The following is a 26,933-nucleotide window of genomic DNA, read 5'->3' as shown; positions in this document are numbered from 1 at the left end:
GCAGGAGCAGCGGCCCGGATGGGCGAGAACGAACTGGACCTGGCCCTCGTCAAGCGTGTGCAAGGTGGCGACAACTCGGCCTTCGACCTGCTGGTGCGCAAGTACCAGCACCGGATCGGCGCCGTGGTGTACCGCTTCGTGCCCGACCATGCCGAGTCCCAGGACATCGTCCAGGAAGCCTTCATCCGTGCCTACCGGGCGCTGGCGAACTTCCGCGGCGACGCCCAGTTCTATACCTGGCTCTACCGGATCGCCGTGAACACCGCCAAGAACCATCTCGTGGCCATGAAGCGCCGCCCGCCCACCGCGGACGTCGCTGCCGAAGACGCCGAGCACTATGCCGGCGCGGGCCGCCTGCACGACCACGACACGCCCGAACACCAGCTGCTGCGCCAGGAGATCGAACAGGCCGTGACCGACACCGTCGCCGGCCTGCCGGAGGAACTGCGCCAGGCCATCACGCTGCGCGAAGTGGACGGCCTGAGCTACGAGGAGATCGCGCAGCTGATGTCCTGCCCGATCGGCACCGTGCGATCGCGCATCTTCCGGGCCCGCGAGGCCATCGACGAGCGGCTGCGGCCGCTGCTGGACAACGAACGGGCCCGCCCATGACCACCCTCGACCGCGAACTGCTGGAACACCTCTGCGCCTGGATGGACGGCGAGCTGCCGGCCGACGAGGCCCGATTCCTGCAGCGCCGGCTGGACAACGACCCGGCCCTGCGTGCGCAGTGGGAACGCTGGCAGCTGGCCTCGGCCTGCCTGCGCGGGCAGCCGGTGCGCACGATGCCCGCGGCGCTGTGCGACCGGGTGGCGGCCGCGGTGGCCGCCGAACCCGCGCGGCACCGGCGTTGGCCCTGGTTTGCCGCGGCCGCGGCCGCGATGCTGGTCGCGGTGCTGCTGCCGCGCATGAGCCTGCGCGATCCCGGTTCGTTCGAGCTGGCGCCTGGGGAGACGGTGGCGCGGGTCCCGGACGCTGCCGCGTTCGACCCGCGGCCGGCCGCCCCGGCGTCCCCGGTGCAGCCGCTGCCCTCGATCGCCGATTTCCCCTTGGCCGAGACCGGCCAGCGCAAGCCCTGGCCCCGTTCGCCGCTGGTGCCGGACGAGCAGGCGATGTCGGACTACCTGGTGCGGCACAACGCCCTGATGGCCGAAGACGGTCTCGGCGGTTTCATGCCCTATGTGGACGTGGTCGCGCACGAGCAGCCGGCGCCGGACGAGGCCGACCGGTGAGGCGACTGCTGCTCGGACTGCTGCTGGCGCTGGCCGGTCCGCTGCATGCGGCCGACGTGGACGCCTGGCTGTCGCGCATCGCACCGGCGCTGGGCGAGCTCGATTACCGCGGCACGCTGGTCTACGTCGCGGGCGGCAAGTTCGCGACCCTGCGGGTGTTCCATCGGAACGACGACGGCCACGAGCGCGAACGCCTGGTCGCGACCAGCGGCCCACCGCGCGAAGTGGTGCGCGACGGCGGCAAGGTGATGTGCATCGGCACCGGCCAGGCGGCCGTGGCCTACGACCTCAACCAGGCGGGGCGCTGGAGCCCGGCCCTGGCCCTGTCCCAGGCGCTGCGCCTGCCAGGCTACCGCGCGACCCTGGGCGGCGAAGGCCGGGTGGCGGGACGCAAGGCGCAGGTGGTCGACATCGCCGCGACCGACGGCTGGCGCTATGGCTACCGGCTCTGGATCGATCGCGAGAGCGGCCTGCCGCTGCGGGTGGATCTGCTCGACGGGCAAGGTCATGCCGTCGAGCAGGTCGCCTTCACCGAGCTTGAGCTGGGCGTGCGCCCGAGCGACGCCGAACTGCGGCCTTCGGCAGAGGGCGGGCTGAGCCGGGTCGAAACGCTGGTTTCGGCGGGGGGCGCCGCTCCCGCCTGGCAAGTGCCGGCGCCGCCGGAAGGCTTCGAGCTGCGCGCCGCGCGCTACCGCGCCGGGGGCGTGCACCTGCTCTACAGCGACGGCCTGGCCAGCGTGTCGGTCTACGTCGAGAAGGCGGAAGCGGGCCTGCGCGGCAGCCGGGCCAGCCAGCGCGGCGCCGTCAATGCCCGCTCGTACTGGCTCGATGGCTGGCACGTGCTGGCGATCGGCAAGGTCCCCGCGGCGACCGTGGACCGCTTCGCCCGCACCCTGCGGGCCGTGGACGGCGATGGCTGAGCGGCGTGCGCAGGTGCTTTCGGTGGCCGGGGACGAGCTGCAGCTCCGGCTGCTTGGCAGCGCCTGCGAGGGCTGCGTCGGCGGCTGTGGCGGGCGATGCAACCTCTTCGCCGGCGACGGCGACCAGGTGTTCCGGCTGGTGACGCCGGACGCCGGCGACTATGCCGCAGGCCAGCAGCTGCGGCTGCAGCTGGACGAAGCGGACCTGCGGCGCGCCGCCTGGCGCGGCTATGGCGTGGCCTGGCTGGGCCTGGTCGCAGGCGCCGGCCTGGGCGCGGCACTGGGTGCCGCGCTGGGCCGCCATGCGGACCTGTCGACGCTGTGCGGCCTGCTGCTGGGAACTTTCGCGGCCGTGCGATTTTCCAAACGCCGCTTGCCCGAACCCCGCCTCGCGGCGGAAGGTGCGGATACCCCTTCACCCCTGACCCCGAGTGAAACCCCATGAGTCGGATGTTCCGCCATTTCTTCGCCCTGTTCCTTGCCCTGATGGTGCCGGTGGTGGCCCAGGCCCAGGCCCCCGCGGCCGCGCCCGAGGGCGAGCCGATCGTCGATCTCCCGGACTTCACCCGGCTGGTGGAGCGGGCCGGCCCGGCCGTGGTCAACATCGAGGCCACGATCGGCGGTGGCGAGGAGCGCGAGGTGGCGTCCGGGCCGCAGCCGCGCGGGCAGGAGGACCTGCCCGAGGACATGCCCGAATTCTTCAAGCGCTTCTTCGAGCAGCAGCCGGGCATGCCGGCGCCGCGCCCGCGCAGCGGCGTCTCACAGGGCACCGGCTTCATCATCTCGGCCGACGGTTACGTGCTCACCAACCACCATGTGGTGGACGGGGCGAGCGAGATCGTCGTGCGCCTGAGCGACCGCAACGAGCTCAAGGCCGAGCTGGTCGGCAGCGACCCGCTGTCCGATGTCGCCCTGCTCAAGGTCAAGGGCGTGGGCCTGCCGGTGCTGCGCATCGGCGATTCGCGCAGCCTCAAACCCGGCCAGTGGGTGCTGGCGATCGGTTCGCCCTTCGGCTTCGACCACTCGGTCACCGCCGGCATCGTCAGCGGCGTCGGCCGCCGTTCGCTGGACCCGAGCCAGCAGTACGTGCCCTTCATCCAGACCGACGTGGCGATCAACCGCGGCAACTCCGGCGGCCCGCTGCTGAACGTGCGCGGCGAGGTGGTCGGTATCAACTCGCAGATCTTCTCCAACTCCGGCGGCTACATGGGCGTGAGCTTCGCGATTCCCATCGAGGTGGCCATGAATGCGGTGCGCCAGCTGCGCGACACCGGCAAGGTGGTGCGCGGCCAGCTCGGCGTGCGCATCCAGGACGTGACCCGCGAGAACGCCGCCGAACTCGGCCTGGACCGTCCGGTCGGCGCCTTCGTCGATTCGGTCGAGAACGGCAGCGCGGCCTCGAAGGCCGGCATCCGCCCCGGCGATGTGATCACCCGGTTCAACGGTCGCGAGATCGCCCGGTCCGCCGAGCTGCCGCCGATGGTCGGCGCGATGCCGCCGGGCAGCCGGGCCAGCCTCGGACTGCTGCGCGACGGCAAGCCGCTGGACGTGGTGGTGACCCTGTCGGCCCTGGACGCCGCGGCGACGCCGGCCGATCCGGCCGCGGCGCCGGCGGTCGAACCCGCGGGAGGCAACATCCTGGGCCTGGCGGTCGAGGAGCTGGATGCGGCCGCGCGTTCGGCCCTGGGCCTGAAGGCGGGCGAGGGCGTCCTGGTCGCCCGGGTTGCCGGGCTGGCGGCGCGGCGCGCGGGCGTGGTGCCCGGCGACGTGATCCTGCAGGTCAACAAGGCACCGGTCGGGTCGGCCGCCGCGTTCGAGGCCGCCGTGAAGAACCTCAAGTCCGGCGACGAGGTCCGGCTGCTGGTGCGCAATGCGCGCAGCACCGGCTTCATCACGTTCCAGGTGCGCTGACGGGGCAGGCAAGCCGCGTCCGGGTGCCGCATGCCCCGGTCCGGTCCGCCTCGGGCGGGCCGGCCCCGGGGTGCTGTGCGATAATGCCGCGTTTACGCCCAGGATCCGGCCCCAAGCCCGCCCACGCATGCAGCTCATCCGCAATTTTTCCATCATCGCCCACGTGGACCACGGCAAGTCCACGCTGGCCGATCGCATCATCCAGCTCTGCGGCGGCCTCCAGGCCCGCGAGATGGAGGCCCAGGTGCTGGACTCCAACCCGATCGAGCGCGAGCGCGGCATCACCATCAAGGCGCAGTCGGTGTCGCTGCCGTACACGGCCAAGGACGGCAAGACCTACCAGCTCAATTTCATCGACACCCCGGGCCACGTCGACTTCAGCTACGAGGTCTCGCGGTCGCTGGCGGCCTGCGAGGGCGCCCTGCTGGTGGTGGACGCCGCACAGGGCGTCGAGGCGCAGTCGGTCGCCAACTGCTACACCGCGGTCGAGCAGGGCCTGGAAGTGGTGCCGATCCTCAACAAGATCGACCTGCCCACGGCCGACATCGAGAAGGTGAAGAAGGAGATCGAGGCCGTGATCGGCATCGACGCCGAGGACGCCGTCGCGATCAGCGCCAAGACCGGCCTCAACGTCGGCGACGTGCTCGAGGCCATCGTCCAACGCATTCCGCCGCCGAAGGACCGCGGCAGCGACAAGCTGCAGGCCCTGATCATCGACTCCTGGTTCGACAACTACCTGGGCGTGGTCTCGCTGGTGCGCGTGATGCAGGGCGAGCTCAAACCCGGCGACAAGATGCTGGTGATGTCGACCGGCCGCACCCACCTGGTGGACAAGGTCGGCGTGTTCACGCCCAAGCGCAAGGAGCTGGCCAAGCTCGGCGCTGGCGAGGTGGGCTGGATCAACGCCTCGATCAAGGACGTGCACGGCGCGCCGGTCGGCGACACGCTGACACTGGCCAACGACCCGGCCCCGGGTCCGCTGCCGGGCTTCCAGGAAATGCAGCCGCGCGTGTTCGCCGGACTGTTCCCGGTCGACGCCGAGGACTATCCGGCGCTGCGCGAGGCGCTGGAGAAGCTCAAGCTCAACGACGCCGCGCTGCGCTTCGAGCCCGAAAGCTCCGAGGCCATGGGCTTCGGCTTCCGCTGCGGCTTCCTGGGCATGCTGCACATGGAGATCGTGCAGGAACGACTGGAGCGCGAGTACGACCTCAACCTCATCACCACCGCGCCGACCGTCGTCTACGAGATCCTGCTCAACGACGGCAGCACGATGCCGCTGGACAACCCGGCCAAACTGCCGCCGGTGACCAAGATCTCCGAGATCCGCGAGCCGATCATCCGCGCCAACATCCTCACGCCGCCGGACTACGTCGGCAACGTGATCAAGTTGTGCGAGGAGAAGCGCGGCCGCCAGGTGTCGATCACCTACATGGCCTCGCAGGTGCAGATCAGCTACGAACTGCCCATGGCCGAAGTGGTGCTGGACTTCTTCGACAAGCTCAAGTCGGTGTCCCGCGGCTACGCCTCGCTCGACTACCACTTCGAGCGTTTCGAAGCTGGCCCCTTCGTGCTGATCGACACCCTGATCAACGGCGACAAGGTCGACGCGCTCTCGTCGATCGTTCACCGCAGCCACGCCGACCGCCGCGGTCGCGACATCTGCGAGAAGATGCGGGAACTTATCCCCCGCCAGATGTTCGATGTGGCGATCCAAGCCGCGATCGGCTCGCAGATCATCGCGCGCTCGACCGTCAAGGCCATGCGCAAGAACGTGCTGGCCAAGTGTTATGGCGGCGACGCGACGCGAAAGAAGAAGCTCCTGGAGAAGCAGAAGGAAGGCAAGAAGCGCATGAAGCAGGTCGGCCGGGTGGACATCCCGCAGGAAGCCTTCCTCGCCGTGCTCCAGGTGGACAACAAGTAAGCGGCCCCCGCCGCGAGGATACCGACGAGTGAAAATCGATCTTGCCCTGATCCTGACCGTGCTGGCGGCCCTCACCGGGTTCGTCTGGCTCGTCGACCGCCTGCTGTTCGCGCGCAAGCGCCGGCTGATGCAGGCCGAGGGCGAGGAGCTGGCCGAGCCGGTCCTGGTCGACTACGCCCGTTCGCTGTTCCCGATCATCTTCCTGGTGCTGGTGCTGCGCAGCTTCCTGGCCGAACCGTTCCGGATCCCGTCGAGCTCGATGATGCCGACCCTGCTGGTGGGCGACTTCATCCTGGTCAACAAGTTCGCCTACGGCCTGCGCCTGCCGGTGCTCAACACCAAGGTCGTGCCCCTGGGCCAGCCGCAGCGCGGCGACGTGGTGGTGTTCCGGTACCCGGGCTTCGGCGCGTCGGACCCGCAGAAGGGCGCCGACTACATCAAGCGCGTCGTTGGCCTCCCGGGCGACCGCATCGCGTTCCGCGACCAGGTGCTCTACGTGAACGGCCAGGCCGTGGCCAAGGAGCCGGTCGGCGTCTATGTCGGCAACGGCCTGGGCCGGGAAATGACCGGCGCGACCCTCCTGGATGTCGAGCTGCCGGGACGCACGCACCGGAGCCTGGAGGCCGACCCGTTCGGCGACCAGCGCGCCGAAGGCGAGTGGGAGGTGCCGGAGGGGCACTATTTCGTCATGGGCGACAACCGGGACCGGAGCCTCGACAGCCGTTTCTGGGGCACCGTGCCGGAGCAGAACCTGGTCGGCAAGGCCTTCCTGGTCTGGCTCAACTGCGAGGGCTGGTTCTGCAGCGGGGCGTTTGACTACACCCGGATTGGCGATACCATCCGCTGAACGTTCATCCAAGGGGAAGGGGCATGGCACGCAATCAGAAAGGCATCACCCTGATGAGTTTCGTCATCGTGCTGGTGGTCGTGGGTTTCTTCGCGCTGGTCGCCATGAAGCTGTTCCCGATCTACAGCGAGTACTACAACCTCAAGGGCGTGATGGCCGAATACGCGGCGCAGCCGAATTCGGCGTCGATCCCGCCGGCGCAGATGCAGAGCGAGATGGATCGCCGCTTCAACATCGCGTACATCGAGTCGGTGGAATCGCGCACCCACATGAAGATCGTGCGCACCGGCCGTTCCGCCCAGCTCAACGTCGTCTACGAAGTGCGCAAGCCCTTGTTCGGCAACCTGGACGTGGTGGCGAAGTTTGACCACAGCGTGGATCTCAACGGCACCGCTTCGGGTGGCTGATCGGATCGGACACCGCTTCCGATCCCCCGAACTGCTGCAGCAGGCCCTGAGGCACCGCAGCGCCGGGGTGCCTCACAACGAGCGCCTGGAATTCCTGGGCGACGCCCTGGTGAACCTGGTCGTCGCCGAAGCGCTTCACGCCCGCTGGCCCAAGGCCGACGAAGGCACGTTGACCCGCGCCCGCGCCAGCCTGGTGCGCGAATCCGCCCTGGCCGAGCTGGCCCGCCGGCTTGAACTGGGCGACCGGCTGGAACTGGGCCCCGGCGAACTCAAGAGTGGCGGCCACCGGCGCGACTCGATCCTGGCCGACGCCTTCGAGGCCCTGGTGGGCGCCATCCATCTGGATGCCGGCTTCGAGACCTGCCGCGAAGTTGTGCTGCCCTGGTTCGAGCCCCTCATCGACGACCTGCCGACCGGCAGGGCCGAGAAGGATCCCAAGACCCGGCTGCAAGAGTGGCTGCAGGGCCGCCAGCTGCCGCGGCCGAGCTATCAGCTGGTCGAGACCCGGGGCGACGACCATGCCCGCGTGTTCCTGGTCCGCTGCGACACCACAGAGCCCGCGCTCACCGAACAGGCCGAGGGCGCTTCGCTGCGCGCGGCCGAGCAGCTGGCGGCCGAACGGCTGCTGCTGAAACTGGAGAAGAAGTGAACACCGAAACCGACACCGGCCAGCCCTTCCGCGCCGGCAACGTCGCCGTGCTGGGCCGCCCGAACGTGGGCAAGTCCACCCTGGTCAACGCCCTGGTGGGCGCCAAGGTCAGCATCGTCTCGCCGCGGCCGCAGACCACCCGCCACCGCCTGCTGGGCATCGCCACTTTCCCAGAGGGGCAGCTGCTGCTGGTCGACACGCCAGGCATCCACCGCGAGCAGAAGCGGGCGATGAACCGCATGATGAACCGCGCCGCCCGAGGCGCCGTCGAGGGCGTGGACGCCGCCGTGCTGGTGATCGAGGCCGGCCGCTGGACCGAAGAAGACGGCCTGGCCTATTCGGCCCTGCGTGCGTCCGGCGTGCCGGTGGTGCTGGTGGTGAACAAGGTCGACAAGGTCAAGGACAAGACGGCGCTGCTTCCCTTCATCTCCGAGATCACCCATGAGCGCGAATTCGCCTTCGTGCACCCGGTGTCGGCGATGAAGTCCAAGGGCCTGGAAGCCCTGGTCAAGAACCTGATCTTCCTGATGCCCGAATCCGAGCCGCATTACGCCGAGGACGAAATCACCGACCGCAGCGAACGTTTCCTGGCCGGCGAACTGGTGCGCGAGCAGCTGATGCTGCGCCTGGGCGAGGAGCTGCCGTACTCGACCACGGTCGAGATCGAGAAGTACGAGCTCGACGGCGAGATGCTGCGCATCGCTGCCGTGGTCTGGGTCGAGCGCGAGGGACAGAAGCCGATCGTGATCGGCAAGGGCGGCGAGCGCCTGAAGGCGATCAGCACCGGCGCGAGGATCGGCATGGAGAAGCTGTTCGGCCGCAAGGTCTTTCTGGAGACGTGGTGCCGCGTGCGCGAAGGCTGGTCCGACGACGAAGCCGCGCTGCGCCGCTTTGGTTATTCGGACTGAGCCATGCGCGTCGAGGGTCAGCCGGCCTACGTGCTGCACGCGCGGCCCTGGCGCGAGACCAGCCTGATCGTCGAGCTGCTCAGCCGCGACCACGGCCGCATCGCCGTGGTCGCCCGCGGCGTGCAGGGCGCCAAGCGGCATCCGCTGCGGGCCGCACTGCAGCCGCTGCAGCACCTGCGTCTGGACTTCCTGCCGCGCGGCGAACTCGGACGCCTGGTCCAGGCCGAAGCCCTGGACGCCGCGCCGCTGCTGCAGGGCGACCACCTGATGGCGGCCTTCTACCTCAACGAGCTGCTGCTGCGCCTGCTGCCGCGCCAGGATCCGGCGCCGGTGCTTTACGAACGCTACGGCGAGGTGCGTGCCGAACTGGCCGGCGCGCAGCCTCTGGCCTGGACGCTTCGCCGCTTCGAACGCGACCTGCTGGAGGCGCTGGGCTACGGCCTTGCGCTCGACCAGACCGAGGACGGCGAACGGCTGGACCCGGCGGCGCGCTACCGCCTGGATCCGGAGCTGGGGCCGGTGCGCGACCGCGGCCACGACCCGAGTTCGACCAGCGGCGCGGCCCTGCTGGCCCTGGCCGAGGACCGCCTGCCGCCGTCCGTGCAGCTGGCCGAACTGCGCGGCGCGCTGCGCGGCGTGCTGTCGAGCCACCTGGGCCCGCAGCGGCTCAAGTCCTGGGGGATGCTTTCGGAACTGGCGCGCATCCGCGGCAGCGAAGAGGGCCGCTCAGCGGACTAACAGCTCCGCGGCGCGTGCCTGCAGCCGGTCCAGCGTGGCGCCGTCCTCGGGTTGCGCCGACAGCGCGCGCACCTCGGCCAGCAGCCGGCCGGCGCCGACAAAACCGCAACTGGCCTTGAGCCGGTGCAGATGCTCCTGCGCGATCGCCGTGTCTCCGCGGCGGCAGGCGTCGCGCAGCAGACCAAGCTGGCCCGGCAGTTCGCGAAGGAACAGGGCGCGCAGCGCCTGCACCGATGCATCGTCGCCGCCGAGCGCCCGCCGCGCGGCCTCGTCGTCCCAGGCGTCGACCGACATCGAGACCGCGCGCCGCACCGCGGCCAGCAGCGCGGTCGCCGACACCGGCTTGGCCAGGGCCTGCTGGAAGCCGCAGGCCTCGAGGCGGCGCAGCGCGCGCGGGTCGTGCTCGGCGGTCAGGGCCAGGGCGGGAGCCTGCAGTCCGCGGGCGCGCAGCTCCACGAGCAGGTCGCTGGCATGGCCGTCGGGCAGGCGGGCATCGAACAGCCATGCCGCGTGCTCGGGGCCGGCCAGACGGCGCGCGCTGTCCAGGTCCGGGGCGTGGTCGACCTGCGCCGGCAGGCCCGCCAGCGCTTCGCACAGGAAGGCGGCGCTGACGGCATCATCCTCGAGCAGCAGCAGGCGCGGGTTCATCGCGGCTCCCGTTCAATACCAGCGGGCAAAAACACTATGCTGGCAGCATGCGGCGACCTGACACGCTGGGCAAGACGCTTCTCTGGGCCCTGCTGCTGATCGCGGCGGGCCCCTTGCCCGCGGCCGTGCTTCGGGCGGAAGTCGATGCGGTGCGCAGCGGCGTCGGTACGCTGGAGCAGGTGGAGGTCCGACTGGCATGGGCCGAAGGCGCCAGCGAAGGGCAGCTCGAGCTGCGCGCGGCGAGCCTGGATTTTCCGCTGCTTTCCTATCGCGCCCGCGACATCGCCTGGAGCTGTCCGCTGCGTCGCGCCCCGACCGGCGAATGGGCCTGCGCCGGACCCCTGGCGGTGCGCGGCGCGCGGGCGCCCGGCTCGCTGTCGCTGGCGATTTCTCCGGCGGAAACCGCCGCGGATCTCGCGCTCGGCAGGCAGCGGATTTCCTACCGCAACCTCGCAGCCGCCCCCGACCTTTCGCGCATCCGGGTCGAACAGATTCCGATCGCCTGGCTGCAGGCCTATCTGGCCTCGCTCTGGGCCGAGGGCCAGTGGACCCAGGGCCAGCTGTCGGGCCAGATCGACGTCGCCGCCCCGGCTGACGGTCCTTTCCAGGTAACGACCGACCTGCGGTTGTCGGGCCTGGGTCTCGAAACCCCGGATGGCTGGCTCGCCGCCGCCGGTCTGGGCGGCCGCCTGCGCCTGGATTACACCGAACGTGGCGCCGATGCGCGCGTCAGCACCATTTTCGACGCGCGCGGCGGCGAGTTCCTCGCCCAGGGGCTTTACGCGCTGCTGCCCGACAGCCCGGTCACCGTCCAGGTCGAGGCCGAGCGGCGCGGCGACGCGCCCTGGCGCCTGCCGCGTTTCGCCTGGACCGACGGCCAGGTGCTGCGCGCCGAGGGCCAGGCCCGGCTCGATGCGGAGGCCTCGGTCCAGCAGCTGGACCTGGCGCTGACGCTGGGCGACCTCGCGGTCGCCCGCGACCGTTACCTCAGCGGCTTCCTCGCCCCGGCCGGCTTCGGCGATCTCGTGCTCAGCGGCCGCGCCGACGCCAGGCTGCAGCTGCGCGACGGCGAACTTCAGGCGATGGCGCTGGACCTGGATGGCGTCAACGCGGTCGACCCACGCCAGCGCTTCATCCTCGCCGGCCTGCAGGGTGGGCTGCGCTGGACCGGCGCCGCGCAGGCCGTGGCCAGCCAGCTGCGCTGGACGAGCGGTGCGCTGTACGGCATCGGCGTCGGTCCGGCGCGTTTCGACTTGGACAGCAGCGACGGCGAGCTGCGGCTGCGCGAGCCGGCGGCCCTGGCGATGCTCGAGGGTCAGGCGCGCCTGGACCAGTTCCGCTGGCAGGCGCCGCGCGCCGGCAAGGGCACGCGCTTCCAGATCGGCGCCACGCTCACCGACCTGGACCTGGGCAGCCTGTCGCAGCGGCTCGGCTGGCCGCCGTTCACCGGCAGCCTGGGCGGGCGCATTCCCTCCGCGCGCTACGAGGGCGGCGTGCTGACGCTGGACGGCGGGCTGGCGATGCAGGTGTTCGGCGGCAGCGTTTCGCTGTCCGAGCTGGTGATGGAACGGCCGTTCGGCATCGCGCCGACGCTGTCGGCCGACATCGCCATCGAGGACATCGACATGGAGCCGATGACCGCCGCCTTCGGCTTCGGTGCGATCACCGGCCGCCTCGACGGCCGCATCGCGAACCTGCGCATGGTGGACTGGTCCCCCGTGGCCTTCGACGCCCGGCTGCTGACCGACCCGGCCTGGAAGGGCAAGCGGCGCATCAGCCAGCGCGCGGTCGAGGACATCTCCAAGGTCGGCGGTGCCGGCCTGGTCGCCGGCCTGCAGACCCAGGTGCTCAAGCTCTTCGACGACTTCGGCTACGCCCGGATCGGGCTGGGCTGCCGCCTGCGCGACAACGTCTGCGCGATGGAAGGTGTCAGTTCAGCCGGCGATGGCTATACCATCGTCGAAGGGTCGGGCCTGCCGCGCATCCAGGTGGTCGGTTTCCGGCGGCGCGTGGACTGGCCCACGCTGGTGGACCGCCTCGAGGCGGCCACGGCGGGCCAGGCCCCGGTCATTCAATGAGTTCCTCCAAGGAGAGCGTCATGGGCAAGCGGAAGCCGTACCTGTTCTCGTCCCTGCTGGTGGCCGGCGTGCTCGCGCTCGGCGCCTGCGTCACCATCAACGTCTATTTCCCCGCCGCCGAGGCCCAGGAAGCGGCCGAGGAGTTCGTCGAGAAGGTGCTGGGCGACGAGGCCGAGGCGGTCAAGCCGGCCGGCGAAAACCCGCAGGCCTGGCAGGCCCCGGCGCGCGAACCGGGCTTCGACTTCATGTCGCTGTTCATCAGCTCCGCGCACGCCCAGGCGGCCGACATCACCATCCGCACCCCGGCCATCCAGGCGATCCAGGACCGCATGGCGGCGCGTTTCCAGGCCAGCCTGCAGGCGCACTTCGACAGCGGCGCGCTGGGCTTTGGCAAGGACGGCCGCGTGGTCCTGCGCGACGCCACCAAGGTCGGCCTGAAGGACCGCGTGGCGGTGACCCAGCTGGTGGCGGAGGAGAACCGCGACCGCGACGCCGTCTACCGCGAGATCGCCGTGGCCAACAACCACCCGGAATGGGAAGCCCAGATCCGCGAGACCTTCGCCAAGCAGTGGGTCGCCAGCGCGCGTGCCGGCTGGTGGTACCAGGCCACCGACGGCAGCTGGAAGCAGAAGTAGCTCCCGCGCGCTCCCCAGGCCCGGGAGGCGCGGAACGAAGGCAGGCGGGGCGCGGATTTGCGACAATCCGCGCCCCGTTTCTTTTGGTCTCCCCCGTGGCCCGATCCCGCTCCAAGCTGCACCAGGTGTTCGAAATCAGCATCGACGACCTCAGCCACGACGGCCGCGGCGTCGGCCGGCGCGAGGGCAAGGCCGTGTTCGTGTCCGGCGCGCTGCCGGGCGAAACCGTGCGGGTCGAACAGACCGGCCGCAACCGCCACTTCGACGAGGCGCGCACGCTCGAGGTGCTGGTCGCCTCGCCCGACCGCGTCGAGCCGCGCTGCCCGCATTTCGGCACCTGCGCCGGCTGCGTGATCCAGCACCTGGAAGAATCGCGCCAGATCGCCGCCAAGCAGCGCGTGCTGACCGACAATCTGCAGCGCATCGGCCATGTCGAAGCCGACCGCATCCTGCCGCCGCTGGTGGACGCCGCCTGGGGCTACCGACGCAAGGGCCGCTTCTCGGTGCGTTTTGTCGAGAAGAAGGACAAGACGGTCGTCGGTTTCCGCGAGACCAACCCGCGCTTCGTCGCCGATCTTTCGGTCTGCCACACCGTGGTTCCGGCGATCGGCCAGCGCATCCCGCAGATCGCCGCCCTGGTCGAGTCGCTGGATGGCAAGCGCACCCTGCCGCAGATCGAATTCATCGCCGGCGACGAGGCCATCGCCCTGGTGTTCCGCCACCTCGAGGCGCTCAGCGCCGCCGATCTCGAGCGCCTGCGCGCCTTCGCCCGCGACACCGGTTTCGCGGTGTTCCTGCAGCCCGGCGGCGTCGACACCGTGCACGCGCTGTGGCCGGAACAGGTGCCGCTGTCCTTCGCCATCCCCGGCTACGGCCTGAGCCTGGACTTCCGGCCGTTGGACTTCATCCAGGTCAATGCCGGCCTCAACGACAAGATGATCGCCAGCGCCCTGGACCTGCTCGACCCGCAGCCGGGCGATCGTGTGCTGGACCTGTTCTGCGGCCTCGGCAATTTCACCCTTCCGCTGGCGCGCAGGGCCGGCACCGTGGTTGGCGTCGAGGGCGAGGCGGGACTGGTCGCGCGGGCGCGCGCGAACGCGGCGAAGAACGGGCTCGCCAACGTCGAGTTCCACGCCGCCGACCTGGCCAAGGATCTTTCCGGGGAACCGTGGATGAAGGCCGGTTTCGACAAGCTGCTGCTCGATCCGCCGCGCGCCGGTGCCGCCGAGGTGCTGGCGCAGCTGCCGCTCAAGGGCATCCGCCGCATCGTCTACGTGTCCTGCCATCCCGGTTCGCTGGCGCGCGACGCCGGGTTCCTGGTGCGCGAGCGCGGCTACACGCTCAAGGCCGCGGGGGCGATGGACATGTTCCCGCAGACGGCGCACGTGGAGTCGATCGCGCTGTTCGAGAAATAGCGCCGGGTTCGTTCGTGGCGACAGGCCGCGTTGGGCTCAGTTGCGGAGCCGGGATCGTACTTGGCGATAGGCCGCGTTGGGCTCACTTGCGGAGCCGGGCTAGTTCTTGGCGATAGGCCGCCGTACGTGAGGGCTCTTTCCGGGGACGCCGTGAATCCATCCATGGAGGCTCTTCGAAAAAGTCCATGTTTTCGAAGCCCCGGAAAGAGCCCTCACGCACGACGGCCTGCGGACCGTCCTGGGCCGGGTTGTCGAACTCGAGAAGCTCGCTTGGACGAGGCTTCCGGCATTACGCCACTGACTTGCGGCTCGATCATGTCTGCCGGTGACCCAGATTCCGCCCCCCTCTGCGAGCTTCCGTGCCTACTGGGGGCGCGCGCTTGTCCCGTCGGCCCGCGACACCGTTTCGTGGCGACGACGCAGACAGGAGGGGGTGCCTGAAGTGGAGGGCAGGATGCCCGCAACGGCCGCGAGTGAGTTGGGCAGGATGCCGCTTACGCCCGAGCGGGCAGGGGCCCCCTCCTGTCTGCGGCGGCGCACTCCAGGTCAACCGGAAACGAGCAAGTGACCTACTTGCGCCCAAGGCGCAAGCGGGAAAGGGCGATTACAATGGGGCACGAAAGCGGGCAGGGCGTGATGGGCATCGAGATCGAGCGGAAATTCAGGGTGGTGGGCGAGGGCTGGCGCGGCCAGGTCGTGAAGTCCGTGCGCATGGCCCAGGGTTACATCAACGACATGGCGGCGATGCGCGACGGACGCCAGAACGCCTCCGTGCGCGTACGCATCGCCGGCGACCAGGCCTTCCTCAACCTCAAGTCCCGCGAACTGGGCACCACCCGCCAGGAATTCGACTACGAGATCCCGGTGGCCGATGCCGAGGCCCTGCTCAGACTGTGCGTCGGCGGCCGGATCGACAAAGTGCGCCACTACGTCGAACACGCCGGCCGCACCTTCGAAGTTGATGAATTCGCCGGCGAGAACGCCGGACTCATCGTCGCCGAACTGGAGCTCGAGTCGGCCGACGCCGCCTACGCGCGCCCGGACTGGCTGGGTCGCGAAGTGACCGAAGAACAACGTTTCTACAACCTGGCGCTCGCCGAGCGCCCGTACTCGCGCTGGAGCGCGGTGGAGCAAGCCTGATGCTGGTGATCGGAATCGGTGGCCATGAGCTGAGCGCCGAAGAGCGCGACTGGCTGCAGCACCCCGCGGTGGGCGGCGTGATCCTGTTCAGCCGCAACTTCGCCTCGCGCGCCCAGGTGGCCGAACTGTCGCAGGCCATCCGCGACGCCGCGCCGCGGCCGCAGCTGCTGTGCGTGGACCAGGAAGGCGGCCGCGTCCAGCGCTTCCGCGACGGTTACTACGCACTGCCGCGCCTCGAGGACTTCGGGCGCCTGTTCGGGCGCGACCGCGATGCCGCCCTGCACCTTGCCCGCGAACACGCCTGGCTGATGGCCAGCGAGATCCGCGCCACCGGCGTGGACCTGAGCTTCGCGCCGGTGGTGGACCTGGGCCGCGGCAACCGCGCGATCGGCGACCGCGCCTTCCACGCCGAACCGGCGATCGTCGCCGAGTTCACCCGCGCCTACGTCGCCGGCATGCACGAGGCCGGCATGGCCGCGACGCTGAAACATTTCCCGGGCCATGGCTCGGTGCTGGAAGACACCCATTTCGACGACGCCGTGGATCCGCGCTCGCTGGACGCTCTGCGCGCCGAGGACCTGGTGCCCTTCGTCGCCGGCATCGACGCCGGCGCCGAGGCGGTGATGATGGCGCACGTGAAGTACCCCGCCGTCGCGCCGGAACCCGCCGGTTACGCGCCGCGCTGGATCCGCGACATCCTGCGCCGGGAGATGGGTTTCCGCGGCGTGGTCTTCTCCGACGACATCGGCATGGCGGCGGCGGAATCGGCCGGCGGCATCAAGGCGCGCATCGATGCGCACCTGGACGCCGGCTGCGACGTGGTCCTGGTCTGCGCGCCGGCGCTGGTGGCCGATTCGCTCACGGCCATGGATTCGCGCCCGGCGCCCGATGCCGCGACGCTTTCGGCCCTGATGGGCCGCGGCGCCGCCAGCTGGACCGGCCTGCTGGCCGATGCGCGCTACGATGGCGCCCGGACCGACCTGTCCGGCGATTCCCTGGGAGCGGCCTGATGCAGAACAAGCTCGCCGATGCGCTGAAGAATTCGGAGCTGCTGTTCGACCGCAGCCACATCGAAGCGCAGATCCGCCGCATCGCCGCCGACATCGACGCCGAATACGCCGGCGGGCCGCGCCCGGTCTACCTGACCATCATGCATGGCGGCCTGCCGTTCGCCGCGCAGCTGGCTATGGAGATGGCCACCGACCTCGAGTTCGACTACCTGCACGCAACGCGTTACCGCGGCGCCACCACCGGCTCCGGCCTGGCCTGGCTGCACCGGCCGGCGACGCCGCTGCGCGGCCGGCGCGTGCTGCTGGCCGACGACATCCTGGACGAAGGCCACACCCTCAAGGCGGTCAAGCACTGGTGCGAGGACGAAGGCGCGGCCGACGTGCGCATCGCCGTGCTGGCGGTGAAGAACCATGACCGCCGCGTCGAGGGCATCGACGCCGACCACATCGCGCTGGAAGTGCCCGACCGCTACGTCTACGGCTACGGCATGGACTACCACGAACAGGGCCGCAACCTGCCCGCGCTCTACGCGCTCGGAGCCTGAGATGGCGGCCCTCGACCTGGCCGTGATCGGCGGCACCGGCCTGTACAGGCTGGCCTCGCTGCAGGATGCCGAAGCCGTCACCGGCGACACGCCTTACGGCGCGCCGTCGGGCCCGATCCGCGTCGGCCGCATCGCCGGGCGGCGCGTGGCCTTCCTGGCCCGCCACGGCGAAGGCCATTCGCTGCCGCCGCACCGGGTGAACTACCGCGCCAACCTCTGGCGCCTGAAGGACCTCGGCGCGAGCAAGGTGCTGGCGATCAATACGGTCGGCGGCATCACCGAACGGTTCGGTCCGCGCGTGCTCGCGCTGCCCGACCAGCTGATCGACTACACCTGGGGCCGCACGTCCAGTTTCTGGGACGGCGAGGGCGGCGAGGTGCTGCACGTGGATTTCGGCGATCCGTACACGCCGTCGCTGCGGCGCGCCGTGCTGGCCGCCGCGGCGAAATCCGGCACGGCGATCGTGGACGGCGGCTGTTACGGCGCTACCCAGGGCCCGCGCCTGGAGACGAAGGCCGAGATCGCACGGATGCGCCGCGACGGCTGCGACCTGGTCGGCATGACCGGCATGCCCGAGGCCGGCCTGGCCCGCGAGCTGGGCCTGGACTACGCCTGCCTGGCCGTCGTCGCCAACTGGGCGGCCGGCTGCAGCACCGACGAGGAGATCACCCTGGCCGAAGTGCTGGCCCACGTGGAGGCGGCGAGCGCCGGCCTGCCCGGACTTTTCGACGCGCTATTGGGGTGATTGTCAAGCGTTTTCTCCTTGTTCATACTCGGCCCGTGCACGCGACCGGGGAAGGTTCGGAGGGCACGCTCGACCAACAGCATTCGAGGATCTAGTTCATGAGTTTCGGCACCGTGAAGTGGTTCAACGACGCCAAGGGCTTTGGTTTCATCGCGCCCGAGGACGGCAGTGCGGACGTGTTCGTCCATTATTCGGCCATCGCATCCAAAGGCTTCCGGTCCTTGCAGGAAGGCCAGCGGGTGAGCTTCGAAGTGGTCCAGGGCCCGAAGGGCTCGCAGGCGGCGAACGTCGCGCCGGCCTGAGGTCATCCATCATCGCGCCAGGGAAAAGCCCCGCGGACGCGGGGCTTTTTTTGTGGGCGCTCCGGCGCCCGGCGCCGGAGCGCCGGTTCTTCCGGGTTCCTGCCGTGGGTCAATGATCGAACTGCAGGCGCGCGAGTTCGGCGTACAGGCCGCCCTGCGCCAGCAGTTCGGCATGCGTGCCCTGGGCGACGATGCGGCCGTGGTCCATCACCACGATGCGGTCGGCCTTGAGCACGGTGGCCAGGCGGTGGGCGATGACCAGGGTGGTGCGGCCCTGCATCAGCCGCTCCAGCGCCTGCTGAACCGCACGCTCGCTCTGGGCGTCGAGCGCGCTGGTGGCTTCGTCCAGCAGCAGGATCGGCGCGTCCTTCAACAGCGCGCGGGCGATCGCCAGGCGCTGCTGCTGGCCGCCGGAAAGCCGAGCCCCGCGTTCGCCCAGTTCGCTGTCGTAACCCTGGGGCAGGGCGGTGAGGAAATCGTGCGCCTCGGCGCTGCGGGCAGCGGCTTCGATCTGGGCGGCATCGGCCTCGAGGCGGCCGTAGCGGATGTTTTCGCGGGCGCTGGCGCCGAAGATCACCGGGTCCTGCGGCACCAGGGCGACCTGGCGGCGCAGCGCGGCGGGGTCAACCTCGCGCAGGTCCACGCCGTCCAGCGTGATCCGGCCCGCGTCCGGGTCGTGGAAACGCAGCAGCAGCTGGAACACCGTGCTCTTGCCGGCGCCCGAAGGGCCGACCAGGGCGACGGTTTCGCCCGGCGAAACGCTGAGGCTGAAATCCTCGAGGGCGGCGCGATCGGGCCGGGTCGGGTAGTGGAAACGCACGCCTTCGAGCGCGATGCGCCCCTGCACCGGGTCCGGCAGCACCGCCGGCGTCGCAGGCAGCGCCAGCACGGAACGTTCCTGCAGCAGCTCGTTGATGCGGGCCATGCCGCCGGAGGCGCGCTGCACCTCGGCCCAGACTTCGCTCAGCGCGCCGACCGAACCGGCGCCGAGCAGCGCGTACAGCACGAACTGGCCGAGGGTGCCGGGCGTCATCGAGCCGGCGATCACGTCGTGCGCGCCGATCCACAGCACCGCGGTGATCGAGCCGAAGACCAGCACGATGACGATGGCCGTCAGCAATGCCTGCAGCCGGATGCGCTTGCGGGCGGTGCCCAGCGCGGTCTGCACGGCGTCGCCGAACCGCTGGCGCTCGTAGTCCTCGCGGGCGTAGCTCTGCACGGTGTGCATCGCCCCCAGGGTCTCGCCGGCGCGGGCGTTGGCGTCGGCGACGCGGTCCTGGCTGTCCTTGGCGACGCCGCGCACCTTGCGGCCCGACAGCACCATCGGCAGCACCGCCAGCGGGATGCCGACCAGGGCCAGCAGCGCCAGGCGCGGACTGGTCACTGCCAGCATCACTGCGCTGCCGATCACGGTGATGCCGCTGCGCAGCGCCACCGACATGCTCGAGCCGACCACGCTGCGGACCAGCTCGGTGTCGGCCGACAGTCGCGACAGCAGCTCGCCGGTGCGGGTCTTTTCGAAGAAGGCCTGGTCCAGCGACAGCAGGTGGCCGTAAAGCGTGCGCCGCAGGTCGGCGACCACCCGTTCGCCCAGCAGGGACACGAAGTAGAAGCGCGCGGCGGTTGCCAAGCCCAGCATCACCGCCACGCCGAACAGCAGCATGAACCACTGGTTGATCGGGCTGCCGGCCACGAAGCCCTGGTCGATCACGTACTTCACCGTCACCGGCAGCAGCAGCGTCGCCGACGACGACAGCGCCAGCGAACCCAGCCACAGGGCCAACAGCGAGCGGTGCGGCCGCAGGAAGGGCAGCACGCCGCGCAGCGTGTTCATCGGCGGGCGCGGGGCGGGGGCGGCGTCGCTCATGCGGGGTTGGTCTCGGAACGGGTGAGGCGGGCGGCGCCGCGGCTGAGGTCGCGCAGCCGCAGGGCCAGGGCCTCATAGCTGGAGGCGGGCAGGCGCAAAGACAAGCGCAGGCCGTGTTCATCGAAGGACTCGGCCAACTTCAAGGCCGAGAACCCCTCGATCAGGCCATGGACCGCCCCTGAAAGCGCGAACTCGCAAACCAGCTCCACCTCGCACCATTCGACCAGCGGCTGCCGTGCCGCCGTGCGCAGGCACTCCGCCGCCGCCCCGCCATAGGCCCGCACCAGGCCGCCCACGCCCAGGTTGGTGCCGCCGTACCAGCGGATCACCAGCACCACGACCTGGTCCAGGCCCTGGCCGTCGATCGCCGCCAGGATCGGCCGGCCGGCGCTGCCGCCGGGTTCGCCATCGTCGTTGAAGCGGTAGGCGCCGCCGATGCGATAGGCCCAGCAGTTGTGCGTGGCCTGCGGATCGCCGGCCTGCTGCAGCCAGGCGAGCGCGGCTTCCGGCGATTCCACGGCGATGGCCTTGGCCAGGAAGCGGCTCTTCTTCGCTTCCAGCGCGAATTCGGCCGGCCCGGCCAGGGTCTGCGCCGCCATCAGCGCAGCCGGTCGAGGTCGGTCGGGACCGGGGCGTCGGGATGGGCCTGCACGAACAACAGCAGGCTGGCGCGGGCGCCGGCGCGGTCGCCCTGGCGCAGGCGTTCGCGGATGCGTTCGAGCCACTCGCGCGGGGCCAGCAGCCTGTCGTCGGCGACGGGTGGCAGCGCGGCCGCGGCGTCGTCGCGGGCGCCGGCGCCGGCATCGGACACCGACGGCGGCGCGGGAGCCGCCACCACGGGCGCGGCAGGGGCCGCGAGCGCGGCTTCCGACCGGGCCTCGGCCTGGCGTTCGCGCAGCGATTCCTCGCGGGCCTGGGCTTCGGCGAAGGCGCGGTCGGCCTGCGCTTCCGACTTCGCCGCCGCCTCGCGCTGGGCGCGGGTGGCGTAGGCCGCCTGGTGCGCGCGGCGCGCGTGGTCGCCCGATTCGGCCGGCGTGCGCACGCGTGACCCCGTGACCTCGATCGAATCCAGGGTGGCGGCATCTGCTTCGGGGGCCGGCGCCGGTTCGGCGGCAGCCGGCATCGGAACGGCTTCGGCGGCTTCCGCCACCGGCGCGGGCGCGGACTGCGCCACCGGGGGCGGCGGAGGCGGAGGAGGAGGCGGCGGGGCGCGACCCGGGCGCTCGTAGGCGTCCGGCACCGGATCCGGCGGCGGCGCGGTGGGCAGCACCTTGCGCTCCTGCGGATCCACCAGTTCGACGCTGACCTCGTCGCGGGCAGCGGGCGCTTCGCTGGCGCGTTCGGCCGATGCGGCCTGCGGTTCGGGTGCGAGCGGTGGTCGCAGCTGCATGCCGACGCCGACCGCCAGCACCGCGGCCGCGGCGGTGCCGATCGCCCAGCCAGGCAGCAGCCAGCGCGTGGTCTTCACCGCGCGCCGCGGCGAAGCCGGCGCGGCCGGTGTGGCCGCGCCGTTCACCGCGTCGGTGGCGGCCGCGAGGATCGCGGCATCCACTTTTGCCGACGGTTCCCCGGCCGGCAGGGCGCGCAGCACCCGGGCCAGGGCGATCTCGTCGTCCTGGAGCGGGCTTTGGCGCGGGTCCTGCGGCTGGGTCACGACATCGTCACTCCGTGCTGATCGCGACCGCCGGGTCGCGCGCGGCGCTCAGGCTGCGCGCCTGGGCCAGCAGTTGCAAGAATTCAGACCGGTAACCCCAGGGATCGTTCCCGCGGGCGCCGCGGGCCAGGGTTTCGATCTGGTCCCAGCTGAAACCGTCCATGTTCTGGCCGCCCCGCAGCAGGTCGGCATAAGCCGCCACTGCCGCGGCGAAGCGCAGGTTCTCGCTGGCCTCCGGCTTCACGTCGCGACGCGTCACCGGTCGTTCCATCAGCACGCTGCGGTCATTGCCCGGCAGCTTGTAGCGCAGCTTCAGGAAGGCCAGCTCCTGGGCGGTGGCCGGGGCCACCTTCGGCGCCGAATAGCGCAGCGGATCGCTGGACTCGCAGCCCATGCCGACCAGGCACAGTTCGTAGATCGCGGTCACGTCGTGGCCGGCGCCGATCTCGCCGGCATCGACCTGGTCGTTGTTGAAATCCTCGCGGGCCAGGGCGCGGTTTTCGTAACCGATCAGGCGGTACTCGGCGACCTGGGCCGGGTTGAACTCGACCTGGATCTTCACGTCGCTGGCGATGGTCAGCAGGGTCGAGCTCATCTCCTCGACCAGCACCTTGCGCGCTTCCATCAGGTTGTCGATGTAGGCGTGGTTGCCGTTGCCGACGTCGGCCAGCTTCTCGGCCATCGCGTCGTTGTAGTTGCCCTGGCCGAAACCGAGCGTGGTCAGGGCGATGCCGGATTCGCGGGCCTGTTCGACGCGGGTTTCCAGCGCGCGCGGGTCGTAGATGCCGACGTTGAAGTCGCCGTCGGTGGCCAGCACCACGCGGTTCACGCCGCCATCGATGAAGCCCTGTTTCGCCATCGCGTAGGCCAGCTCGATGCCTTCGCCGCCGTTGGTCGAACCGCCGGCCTCGAGCCGGCCCAGGGCGTCCAGGATCTCGCCGTGGCGGTCGCCGGGCGTCGGCGGCAGCACCAGTCCGGCGCTGCCGGCGTAGACGACGATGGACACGCGGTCCTGCGCACGCAGCTGCGGCACCATCTGGCGGAAGGCTTCCTTGAGCAGGGGCAGCTTGTTCGGGTCGGACATCGAGCCCGAGGTGTCGATCAGCAGCACCAGGTTCGAGGCCGGGATCTGGCTGACGGGCACGGCATAACCCTGAATGCCGACGTGCATCAGCAGGCGCTTGCGGTCCCAGGGCGCGGGCGCGAGTTCGGTGCTGACGGCGAACGGCTGGCTGCGGTCGGCGGGGCCGGCATAACCGTAGTCGAAGTAGTTGATCATCTCCTCGACCCGTACCGCGTCCTTGGGTGGCAGCTGGCCCTGGGCCAGCATGCGGCGGACGTTGCTGTAGCTGCCGGTGTCGACGTCGATGGAGAAGGTGGACACCGCGTTCTCGGCGCTGCGGACGATGCCGTTGTCGTCGAAGGCCTCGTAGTTTTCGGTGTTGGCCTCCGGCGGCGCCATCACCGGCTGCGGCATTGCGTAATGCGCGACCGGCGCCGGGGGCGGCGCGGGCGGCGGCGCGTAGGCGAGCGTCTCCTGCGCGCGCTGGGCCTTGGCGGCGGCGCGCACGTGGCGATCGCGAGCCATGGCGGACGCCGCGGCTTCGGCTTCGGCGCGGGCCGTGGCCGGCGCGCCGGCAGCGGTCTGGTCGCCGATGCGGCTGCCAGTGACCTCGATGGAATCGAGGGTGCTGGCGGCCTGGTCGGCCTCTTCCTTGGTTTCGGTCTTCTTGGCGCAGCCGGCGGCGACGGCAAGGGCGAGACAGCTGATCAGCAACGGACGCATGGCGAGGCTCCTGGCCTGGGTGGTGCCACTGTCAACGTCCGGTCGCCGGAAACGGGGTTGAAGCCTCATGGCCGCAACCTCGCACGCAGTTTGTCCATGGCGTAGCGCAGGCGGGATTTCACCGTCTCGCGGCCCACGCCGGTGATTTCCCCGATCTCTTCCAGGCTCAGTTCCTGCTCCAGCCGCAGCAGCACCACCTCGCGCTGGTCCTCGGGCAGTTCCTCCAGCGCCAGCTGCAGCCGGCGGCGCTCTTCGAAGGCCGACAGCTGGCGCTCGGGCGTCTGCGGGTCGGGCACGCGCGCGGCCAGTTCGTCGGCGTCGCCCGGGGCGTCGGGCCGGTGCTGCTTGCCGCGCCAATGGTCGGTGACGCGGTTGTGGGCGATCTGGTAGAGCCAGGTGCCAAACTTCGCGTCCGGACGGTAGCGCTCGCGGGCGGTGATCACCCGCTGCCAGACGTCCTGGAAAAACTCTTCGGCCAGGGCCGCATCCCGCAGCTGCCGGGCCAGGTGCCGGAACAGCGGACCGCGGTGCCGGGAGTACAGGGTCTGGAATGCGGCGACGTCGCCGGCCCCGTAGGCCAGCATCAGTTCTTCGTCGGTCGGCTCCGCCTGCATGCCCGGAAGCCTACGGGCTTTCCCAACGCCGGTGAAGCCGGCGGGCTGCCGCTCAGCCAGGCCGGGCGCGGCGGGTGTAGATTGCCCCGCATGGCCGACAGCCAGCCACCGCAGGAATCCGCCGGCACCCACTCCGTCCGCCCCCGTGCCGGCTGGCTGCGCCCGGGCTGGCACCTCGCGGTGGGCATCGGTGTGTTCCTGCTCGGGCTCTACTTCAGCCTCAACTCGGCCGAACTCGAGCGCCAGCGTGAGCTCAGCGACCGCCGGTCCGCCATCCAGGAAGACCTGTCGAATTTCCGGGCGCGTCTGGAAACCGAGATCTACGCGAGCGTCGCCATGGCGCGCGGACTGGGCGTGAACGTGGTCGTGCAGGAAGGCATTTCCGAAGCGCAGTTCGAAACCGTGGCGCAGGAACTGCTGCGCGACCAGGAGAACATCCTCAACCTGTCGCTGGCCCCCGGCTTCGTCATCCGCAGCATCTACCCGCGCGAGGGCAACCAGGCCGCGCTCGGGCTGAACCTGCTCCAGGATCCGATCCAGAAGCAGGCCGTGCTGCGCGCGATCAGCGACGACGCGCCGGTGCTGGCCGGGCCCTTCGAGCGCGTGCAGGGCGGCAGCGCGCTGGCGGTCCGGGTGCCGCTGTGGGTCAACCGCGACGGCGTGCCGCGGCTGTGGGGCGCTGTCAGCGTGGCCCTGGACTACGAAACGCTGATGCGCAGTGCCGGCATCCGCAAGCTCGAGCGCGACCTGCGCATCGGCATTGTCGGCCGCGATGCCTCCGGCCCGGGCGGAGACATGGTCCGCGGCGAGCCCCCGTCGGACCGCGCGAGCGCGGTCAAGACGCCGGTGCTGCTGCCGGGCGGAAGCTGGCTGATTTCCGCCGAGCCGATCGACGGCTGGCACGCCCGGCCGGCCTGGCAGACGCCGGGTTTCCTGCTGCGGCTGAGCCTGAGCCTGCTGGCGGGCCTGGCGACGGCGCGCATCCTGCACGACCGCCAGCGCATCCGCCGCCTGGCCGGCATGGACTCGCTGACCAACCTGCCGAACCGGCGCTGGGCGCTGCAGCAGCTGGCGCGCATGATCGCGCGCGGTCGCCGCGGCATCGGCGGCTTCGCGCTGCTGTCCTTCGACCTCGACGGCTTCAAGCCGGTCAACGACACCTACGGACATGCCGCCGGCGACCTGCTGCTGGCGGTGATCGGCCGGCGCCTGAGCGAATCGGTGCGGCCCGGCGATGTGGTCGCGCGCATGGGCGGCGACGAATTCCTGGTGCTGGTGCCCACCGACCCGGGCGCGGACGAGGCCTGGCTGCGCGCGGTGGCACTGCGCGTGCAGGCGGCGATCAACCGGCCGGTGCCGATCGAAGGCCATTGGGTGGTGGTCGGGGCCAGCATCGGCATCGCCCGGTTCCCGGAGGACGGCGACCAGGCCGAGGTGCTGCTGCGCAAGGCCGACGAGGCCATGTACCGCGCCAAACATGGCCGCGCCCACGGCGTGGAGTTCGCCAGCCCGGTGCGGCTGGGCGCAGTGCTGCCGGCCGGCGACTAGCCCTCGCGATCCGGTTCGACGCGTAGCCGCAGTTGCCCCTCGGCCAATCGGGCCGACAGCGTGTCGCCGGGGCGGGCGTCGGCGGACCGACGCAGCACGCTGCCGTCCGGCGCCTGCAGGATGGCGTAGCCGCGGGCGAGGGTGGACAGCGGACTGATGCTGGCCAGGGCACGCGCCAGCCCCTGCAGCTGCAGCCGCCGCTGTCGCAGCAGCTGGTCCGGGGCCTGGCCCAGGCGCTGGCCGAGCAGGGCCAGGCGATGGGCATGGTCCTGCAGGCGGCGGCGCGGATGGGCCTGGTCGAGGCGGCGCAGCAGCCGCGCCAGGCGCTCGGCGCGCTGGGCCTGCGGCAGCTGTCGGGCCAGGTCCAGCCGGCGGCGCAGCGCCATCAGGCGGCCGCGGCCGCGTTCGAGCCGCAGCTGCGGGCGCAGGGCCTGGAGTTTCAGGAAGGCCTGGTCGGCACGCTGGGCGCGCGCGGCGGTCATCCGCGCGTGCAGGGCCTGTAGCTGGCCGTGGCGCTGGCGAAGCCGGGCCAGCAGCTCGCCGCGCTCGGGCACCAGCAGTTCGGCCGCCGCCGAGGGCGTGGCGGCGCGCAGGTCGGCGGCGAAGTCGGCCAGGCTGGTGTCGACCTCGTGGCCGACCGCCGACACCACCGGCACCGGCGAGGCGGCGATGCCGCGCGTCAGGGCTTCATCGTTGAAGGCCCAGAGGTCCTCCAGCGAACCGCCGCCGCGGGTGAGCAGCAGCACGTCGTAGCGACCGCTGGCGCCGGCGCGGCGCAGCATGTCCAGGATCTGGGCGGCGGCGCCGTCGCCCTGCACCGGCACCGGCAGCACGTCCACCGGCAGCAGCGGGAAGCGCCGGCCCAGCACGCTCAGCACGTCGCGCACGGCGGCGCCCCGGGGCGAGGTGATCACGCCGAGCCGGCGCGGGAAGGCGGGCAGGGGGCGCTTGCGGCCGGTGTCGAACAGGCCTTCGGCGGCGAGCTTCTGCTTGAGCTGCTCGAAGGCCCGGCGCAGCGCGCCTTCGCCGGCCTCCTCGAGGTGTTCGAGCACCAGCTGGTAGTCGCCGCGGGCCTCGTACAGGGTCAGCCGACCACGGGCCAGCACCTGCAGGCCGTCGCGCGGCAGGAAGCGCAGCGCCTGCGCCTTGGGCTTGAACAGGGCGCAGCGGACCTGGGCCCGGTCGTCCTTGAGGGTGAAATAGGCGTGGCCCGAGGCCGGCCGGGAGAAGTTGCTGATCTCGCCCTCGACCCAGACCTGGGGGAAGCTGCCCTCGAGCAGGTCGCGCGCCAGCGCATTGAGCTGGGACGGGCGCAGGACCTGGCGTTCGCGGGCGAGTGAGGACATGGGGCGGGCCGGGGACGGCCTGACAGGATACCGCGCGCCGTTCGGGGACGGGGTAGGGGATTGCCGC

At 71.0% G+C, this 26,933-nt stretch carries 27 protein-coding genes; 20 read left to right on the top strand and 7 right to left on the bottom strand.

All coding sequences use genetic code 11. The annotated features are described in order from the left end of the window. Nucleotides 1–18 precede the first annotated feature (18 nt). From rpoE to recO, 11 genes are all read left to right on the top strand, one after another. Nucleotides 19–612, top strand: coding sequence for an RNA polymerase sigma factor RpoE (rpoE, locus tag E1B00_RS04005; protein WP_139445934.1), 594 nt, complete (start codon nt 19–21; stop codon nt 610–612). Then, the gene (locus E1B00_RS04000) at nt 609–1,232 is read left to right on the top strand and encodes a sigma-E factor negative regulatory protein (protein ID WP_139445932.1); all 624 of its coding nucleotides are present in this window, start codon (nt 609–611) and stop codon (nt 1,230–1,232) included. Before rpoE ends, E1B00_RS04000 begins: the two co-directional genes overlap by 4 nt. Next, complete coding sequence (locus E1B00_RS03995) at nt 1,229–2,152, top strand: MucB/RseB C-terminal domain-containing protein (RefSeq protein WP_176693113.1); 924 nt, start codon at nt 1,229–1,231, stop codon at nt 2,150–2,152. The genes E1B00_RS04000 and E1B00_RS03995 overlap by 4 nt, the downstream gene beginning before the upstream one ends. Next, nucleotides 2,145–2,597, top strand: a complete 453-nt coding sequence (locus E1B00_RS03990; RefSeq protein ID WP_176693112.1) for a SoxR reducing system RseC family protein — start codon at nt 2,145–2,147, stop codon at nt 2,595–2,597. The genes E1B00_RS03995 and E1B00_RS03990 overlap by 8 nt, the downstream gene beginning before the upstream one ends. Then, complete coding sequence (locus tag E1B00_RS03985; RefSeq protein WP_139445926.1) at nt 2,594–4,063, top strand: DegQ family serine endoprotease; 1,470 nt, start codon at nt 2,594–2,596, stop codon at nt 4,061–4,063. The genes E1B00_RS03990 and E1B00_RS03985 overlap by 4 nt, the downstream gene beginning before the upstream one ends. A gap of 127 nt (nt 4,064–4,190) precedes the next feature. Continuing rightward, nucleotides 4,191–5,984 (top strand): translation elongation factor 4, encoded by a 1,794-nt coding sequence (gene lepA / locus E1B00_RS03980; protein ID WP_139445924.1) that lies wholly within the window; start codon nt 4,191–4,193, stop codon nt 5,982–5,984. Between the two features lie 34 nt (nt 5,985–6,018). Next, complete coding sequence (gene lepB, locus E1B00_RS03975) at nt 6,019–6,831, top strand: signal peptidase I (RefSeq protein WP_425456469.1); 813 nt, start codon at nt 6,019–6,021, stop codon at nt 6,829–6,831. A gap of 23 nt (nt 6,832–6,854) precedes the next feature. Further along, on the top strand, nt 6,855–7,238 hold the full coding sequence (locus tag E1B00_RS03970; RefSeq protein ID WP_139445921.1) for a DUF4845 domain-containing protein: 384 nt from the start codon (nt 6,855–6,857) through the stop codon (nt 7,236–7,238). Then, entirely contained in the window at nt 7,210–7,887 is a 678-nt protein-coding gene (gene rnc / locus E1B00_RS03965; RefSeq protein ID WP_139447686.1) for a ribonuclease III, read from the top strand. Before E1B00_RS03970 ends, rnc begins: the two co-directional genes overlap by 29 nt. Beyond that, nucleotides 7,884–8,795, top strand: coding sequence for a GTPase Era (era, locus tag E1B00_RS03960; protein WP_139445919.1), 912 nt, complete (start codon nt 7,884–7,886; stop codon nt 8,793–8,795). The genes rnc and era overlap by 4 nt, the downstream gene beginning before the upstream one ends. Nucleotides 8,796–8,798: 3 nt before the next feature. Further along, nucleotides 8,799–9,533 (top strand): DNA repair protein RecO, encoded by a 735-nt coding sequence (gene recO / locus E1B00_RS03955; RefSeq protein ID WP_139445916.1) that lies wholly within the window; start codon nt 8,799–8,801, stop codon nt 9,531–9,533. Here the strand turns inward: recO and E1B00_RS03950 are convergent. Beyond that, nucleotides 9,522–10,181, bottom strand: a complete 660-nt coding sequence (locus E1B00_RS03950) for a response regulator (RefSeq protein ID WP_139445914.1) — start codon at nt 10,179–10,181, stop codon at nt 9,522–9,524. The genes recO and E1B00_RS03950 overlap by 12 nt on opposite strands. A 47-nt stretch (nt 10,182–10,228) precedes the next feature. On the opposite strand from E1B00_RS03950, the gene E1B00_RS03945 reads away from it, so the two are divergent. The 8 genes from E1B00_RS03945 to E1B00_RS03910 all read left to right on the top strand — a co-directional run bounded on the left by E1B00_RS03945 (nt 10,229) and on the right by E1B00_RS03910 (nt 18,051). Further along, nucleotides 10,229–12,259 carry a hypothetical protein gene (locus E1B00_RS03945; protein WP_139445912.1) on the top strand — a complete coding sequence of 677 codons (2,031 nt, stop codon included), beginning with the start codon at nt 10,229–10,231 and terminating at the stop codon, nt 12,257–12,259. A gap of 20 nt (nt 12,260–12,279) precedes the next feature. Beyond that, nucleotides 12,280–12,894, top strand: coding sequence for a YdbL family probable chaperone protein (locus E1B00_RS03940; protein WP_139445910.1), 615 nt, complete (start codon nt 12,280–12,282; stop codon nt 12,892–12,894). Nucleotides 12,895–12,989: 95 nt separating this feature from the next. Next, entirely contained in the window at nt 12,990–14,309 is a 1,320-nt protein-coding gene (gene rlmD, locus E1B00_RS03935) for a 23S rRNA (uracil(1939)-C(5))-methyltransferase RlmD (protein ID WP_139445908.1), read from the top strand. Between the two features lie 636 nt (nt 14,310–14,945). Beyond that, nucleotides 14,946–15,449: a CYTH domain-containing protein gene (locus E1B00_RS03930; RefSeq protein ID WP_139447684.1), complete on the top strand. Its 504-nt coding sequence runs from the start codon at nt 14,946–14,948 to the stop codon at nt 15,447–15,449. Next, entirely contained in the window at nt 15,449–16,459 is a 1,011-nt protein-coding gene (gene nagZ, locus E1B00_RS03925; RefSeq protein WP_139445906.1) for a beta-N-acetylhexosaminidase, read from the top strand. The genes E1B00_RS03930 and nagZ overlap by 1 nt, the downstream gene beginning before the upstream one ends. Further along, nucleotides 16,456–17,004 (top strand): hypoxanthine-guanine phosphoribosyltransferase, encoded by a 549-nt coding sequence (locus E1B00_RS03920; RefSeq protein WP_425456467.1) that lies wholly within the window; start codon nt 16,456–16,458, stop codon nt 17,002–17,004. The genes nagZ and E1B00_RS03920 overlap by 4 nt, the downstream gene beginning before the upstream one ends. Nucleotide 17,005: 1 nt before the next feature. Next, the gene (locus tag E1B00_RS03915; RefSeq protein WP_139445902.1) at nt 17,006–17,749 is read left to right on the top strand and encodes an S-methyl-5'-thioinosine phosphorylase; all 744 of its coding nucleotides are present in this window, start codon (nt 17,006–17,008) and stop codon (nt 17,747–17,749) included. Between the two features lie 98 nt (nt 17,750–17,847). Beyond that, nucleotides 17,848–18,051 carry a cold-shock protein gene (locus E1B00_RS03910; RefSeq protein ID WP_139445900.1) on the top strand — a complete coding sequence of 68 codons (204 nt, stop codon included), beginning with the start codon at nt 17,848–17,850 and terminating at the stop codon, nt 18,049–18,051. Between the two features lie 109 nt (nt 18,052–18,160). Here the strand turns inward: E1B00_RS03910 and E1B00_RS03905 are convergent, their stop codons facing one another. From E1B00_RS03905 to E1B00_RS03885, 5 genes are all read right to left on the bottom strand, one after another. Beyond that, a complete protein-coding gene (locus E1B00_RS03905) occupies nt 18,161–19,918 on the bottom strand; it encodes an ABC transporter transmembrane domain-containing protein (RefSeq protein WP_139445898.1) in 1,758 nt (585 codons plus the stop codon). Continuing rightward, entirely contained in the window at nt 19,915–20,517 is a 603-nt protein-coding gene (locus tag E1B00_RS03900) for an IMPACT family protein (protein WP_139445896.1), read from the bottom strand. The genes E1B00_RS03905 and E1B00_RS03900 overlap by 4 nt, the downstream gene beginning before the upstream one ends. Further along, nucleotides 20,517–21,572, bottom strand: a complete 1,056-nt coding sequence (locus E1B00_RS03895) for a hypothetical protein (protein ID WP_139445894.1) — start codon at nt 21,570–21,572, stop codon at nt 20,517–20,519. The genes E1B00_RS03900 and E1B00_RS03895 overlap by 1 nt, the downstream gene beginning before the upstream one ends. A 7-nt stretch (nt 21,573–21,579) precedes the next feature. Next, nucleotides 21,580–23,358 carry a vWA domain-containing protein gene (locus tag E1B00_RS03890; RefSeq protein WP_139445892.1) on the bottom strand — a complete coding sequence of 593 codons (1,779 nt, stop codon included), beginning with the start codon at nt 23,356–23,358 and terminating at the stop codon, nt 21,580–21,582. Nucleotides 23,359–23,423: 65 nt separating this feature from the next. After that, a complete protein-coding gene (locus tag E1B00_RS03885; RefSeq protein WP_139445890.1) occupies nt 23,424–23,972 on the bottom strand; it encodes an RNA polymerase sigma factor in 549 nt (182 codons plus the stop codon). A 90-nt stretch (nt 23,973–24,062) separates the two neighbouring features. On the opposite strand from E1B00_RS03885, the gene E1B00_RS03880 reads away from it, so the two are divergent. Continuing rightward, nucleotides 24,063–25,520 carry a diguanylate cyclase domain-containing protein gene (locus E1B00_RS03880; protein ID WP_139445888.1) on the top strand — a complete coding sequence of 486 codons (1,458 nt, stop codon included), beginning with the start codon at nt 24,063–24,065 and terminating at the stop codon, nt 25,518–25,520. Here E1B00_RS03880 and xseA read toward each other — a convergent pair. Next, entirely contained in the window at nt 25,517–26,866 is a 1,350-nt protein-coding gene (gene xseA / locus E1B00_RS03875) for an exodeoxyribonuclease VII large subunit (protein WP_139445886.1), read from the bottom strand. The two genes, E1B00_RS03880 and xseA, sit on opposite strands and share 4 nt — an antisense overlap. Between the last annotated feature and the right edge of the window lie 67 nt (nt 26,867–26,933).

The sequence above is a fragment of the Arenimonas terrae genome, assembly GCF_006265115.1.
In the GTDB taxonomy this organism is placed as follows: Bacteria; Pseudomonadota; Gammaproteobacteria; order Xanthomonadales; family Xanthomonadaceae; genus Arenimonas; species Arenimonas terrae.
This window is presented reverse-complemented; position numbering and strand designations above follow the sequence as displayed.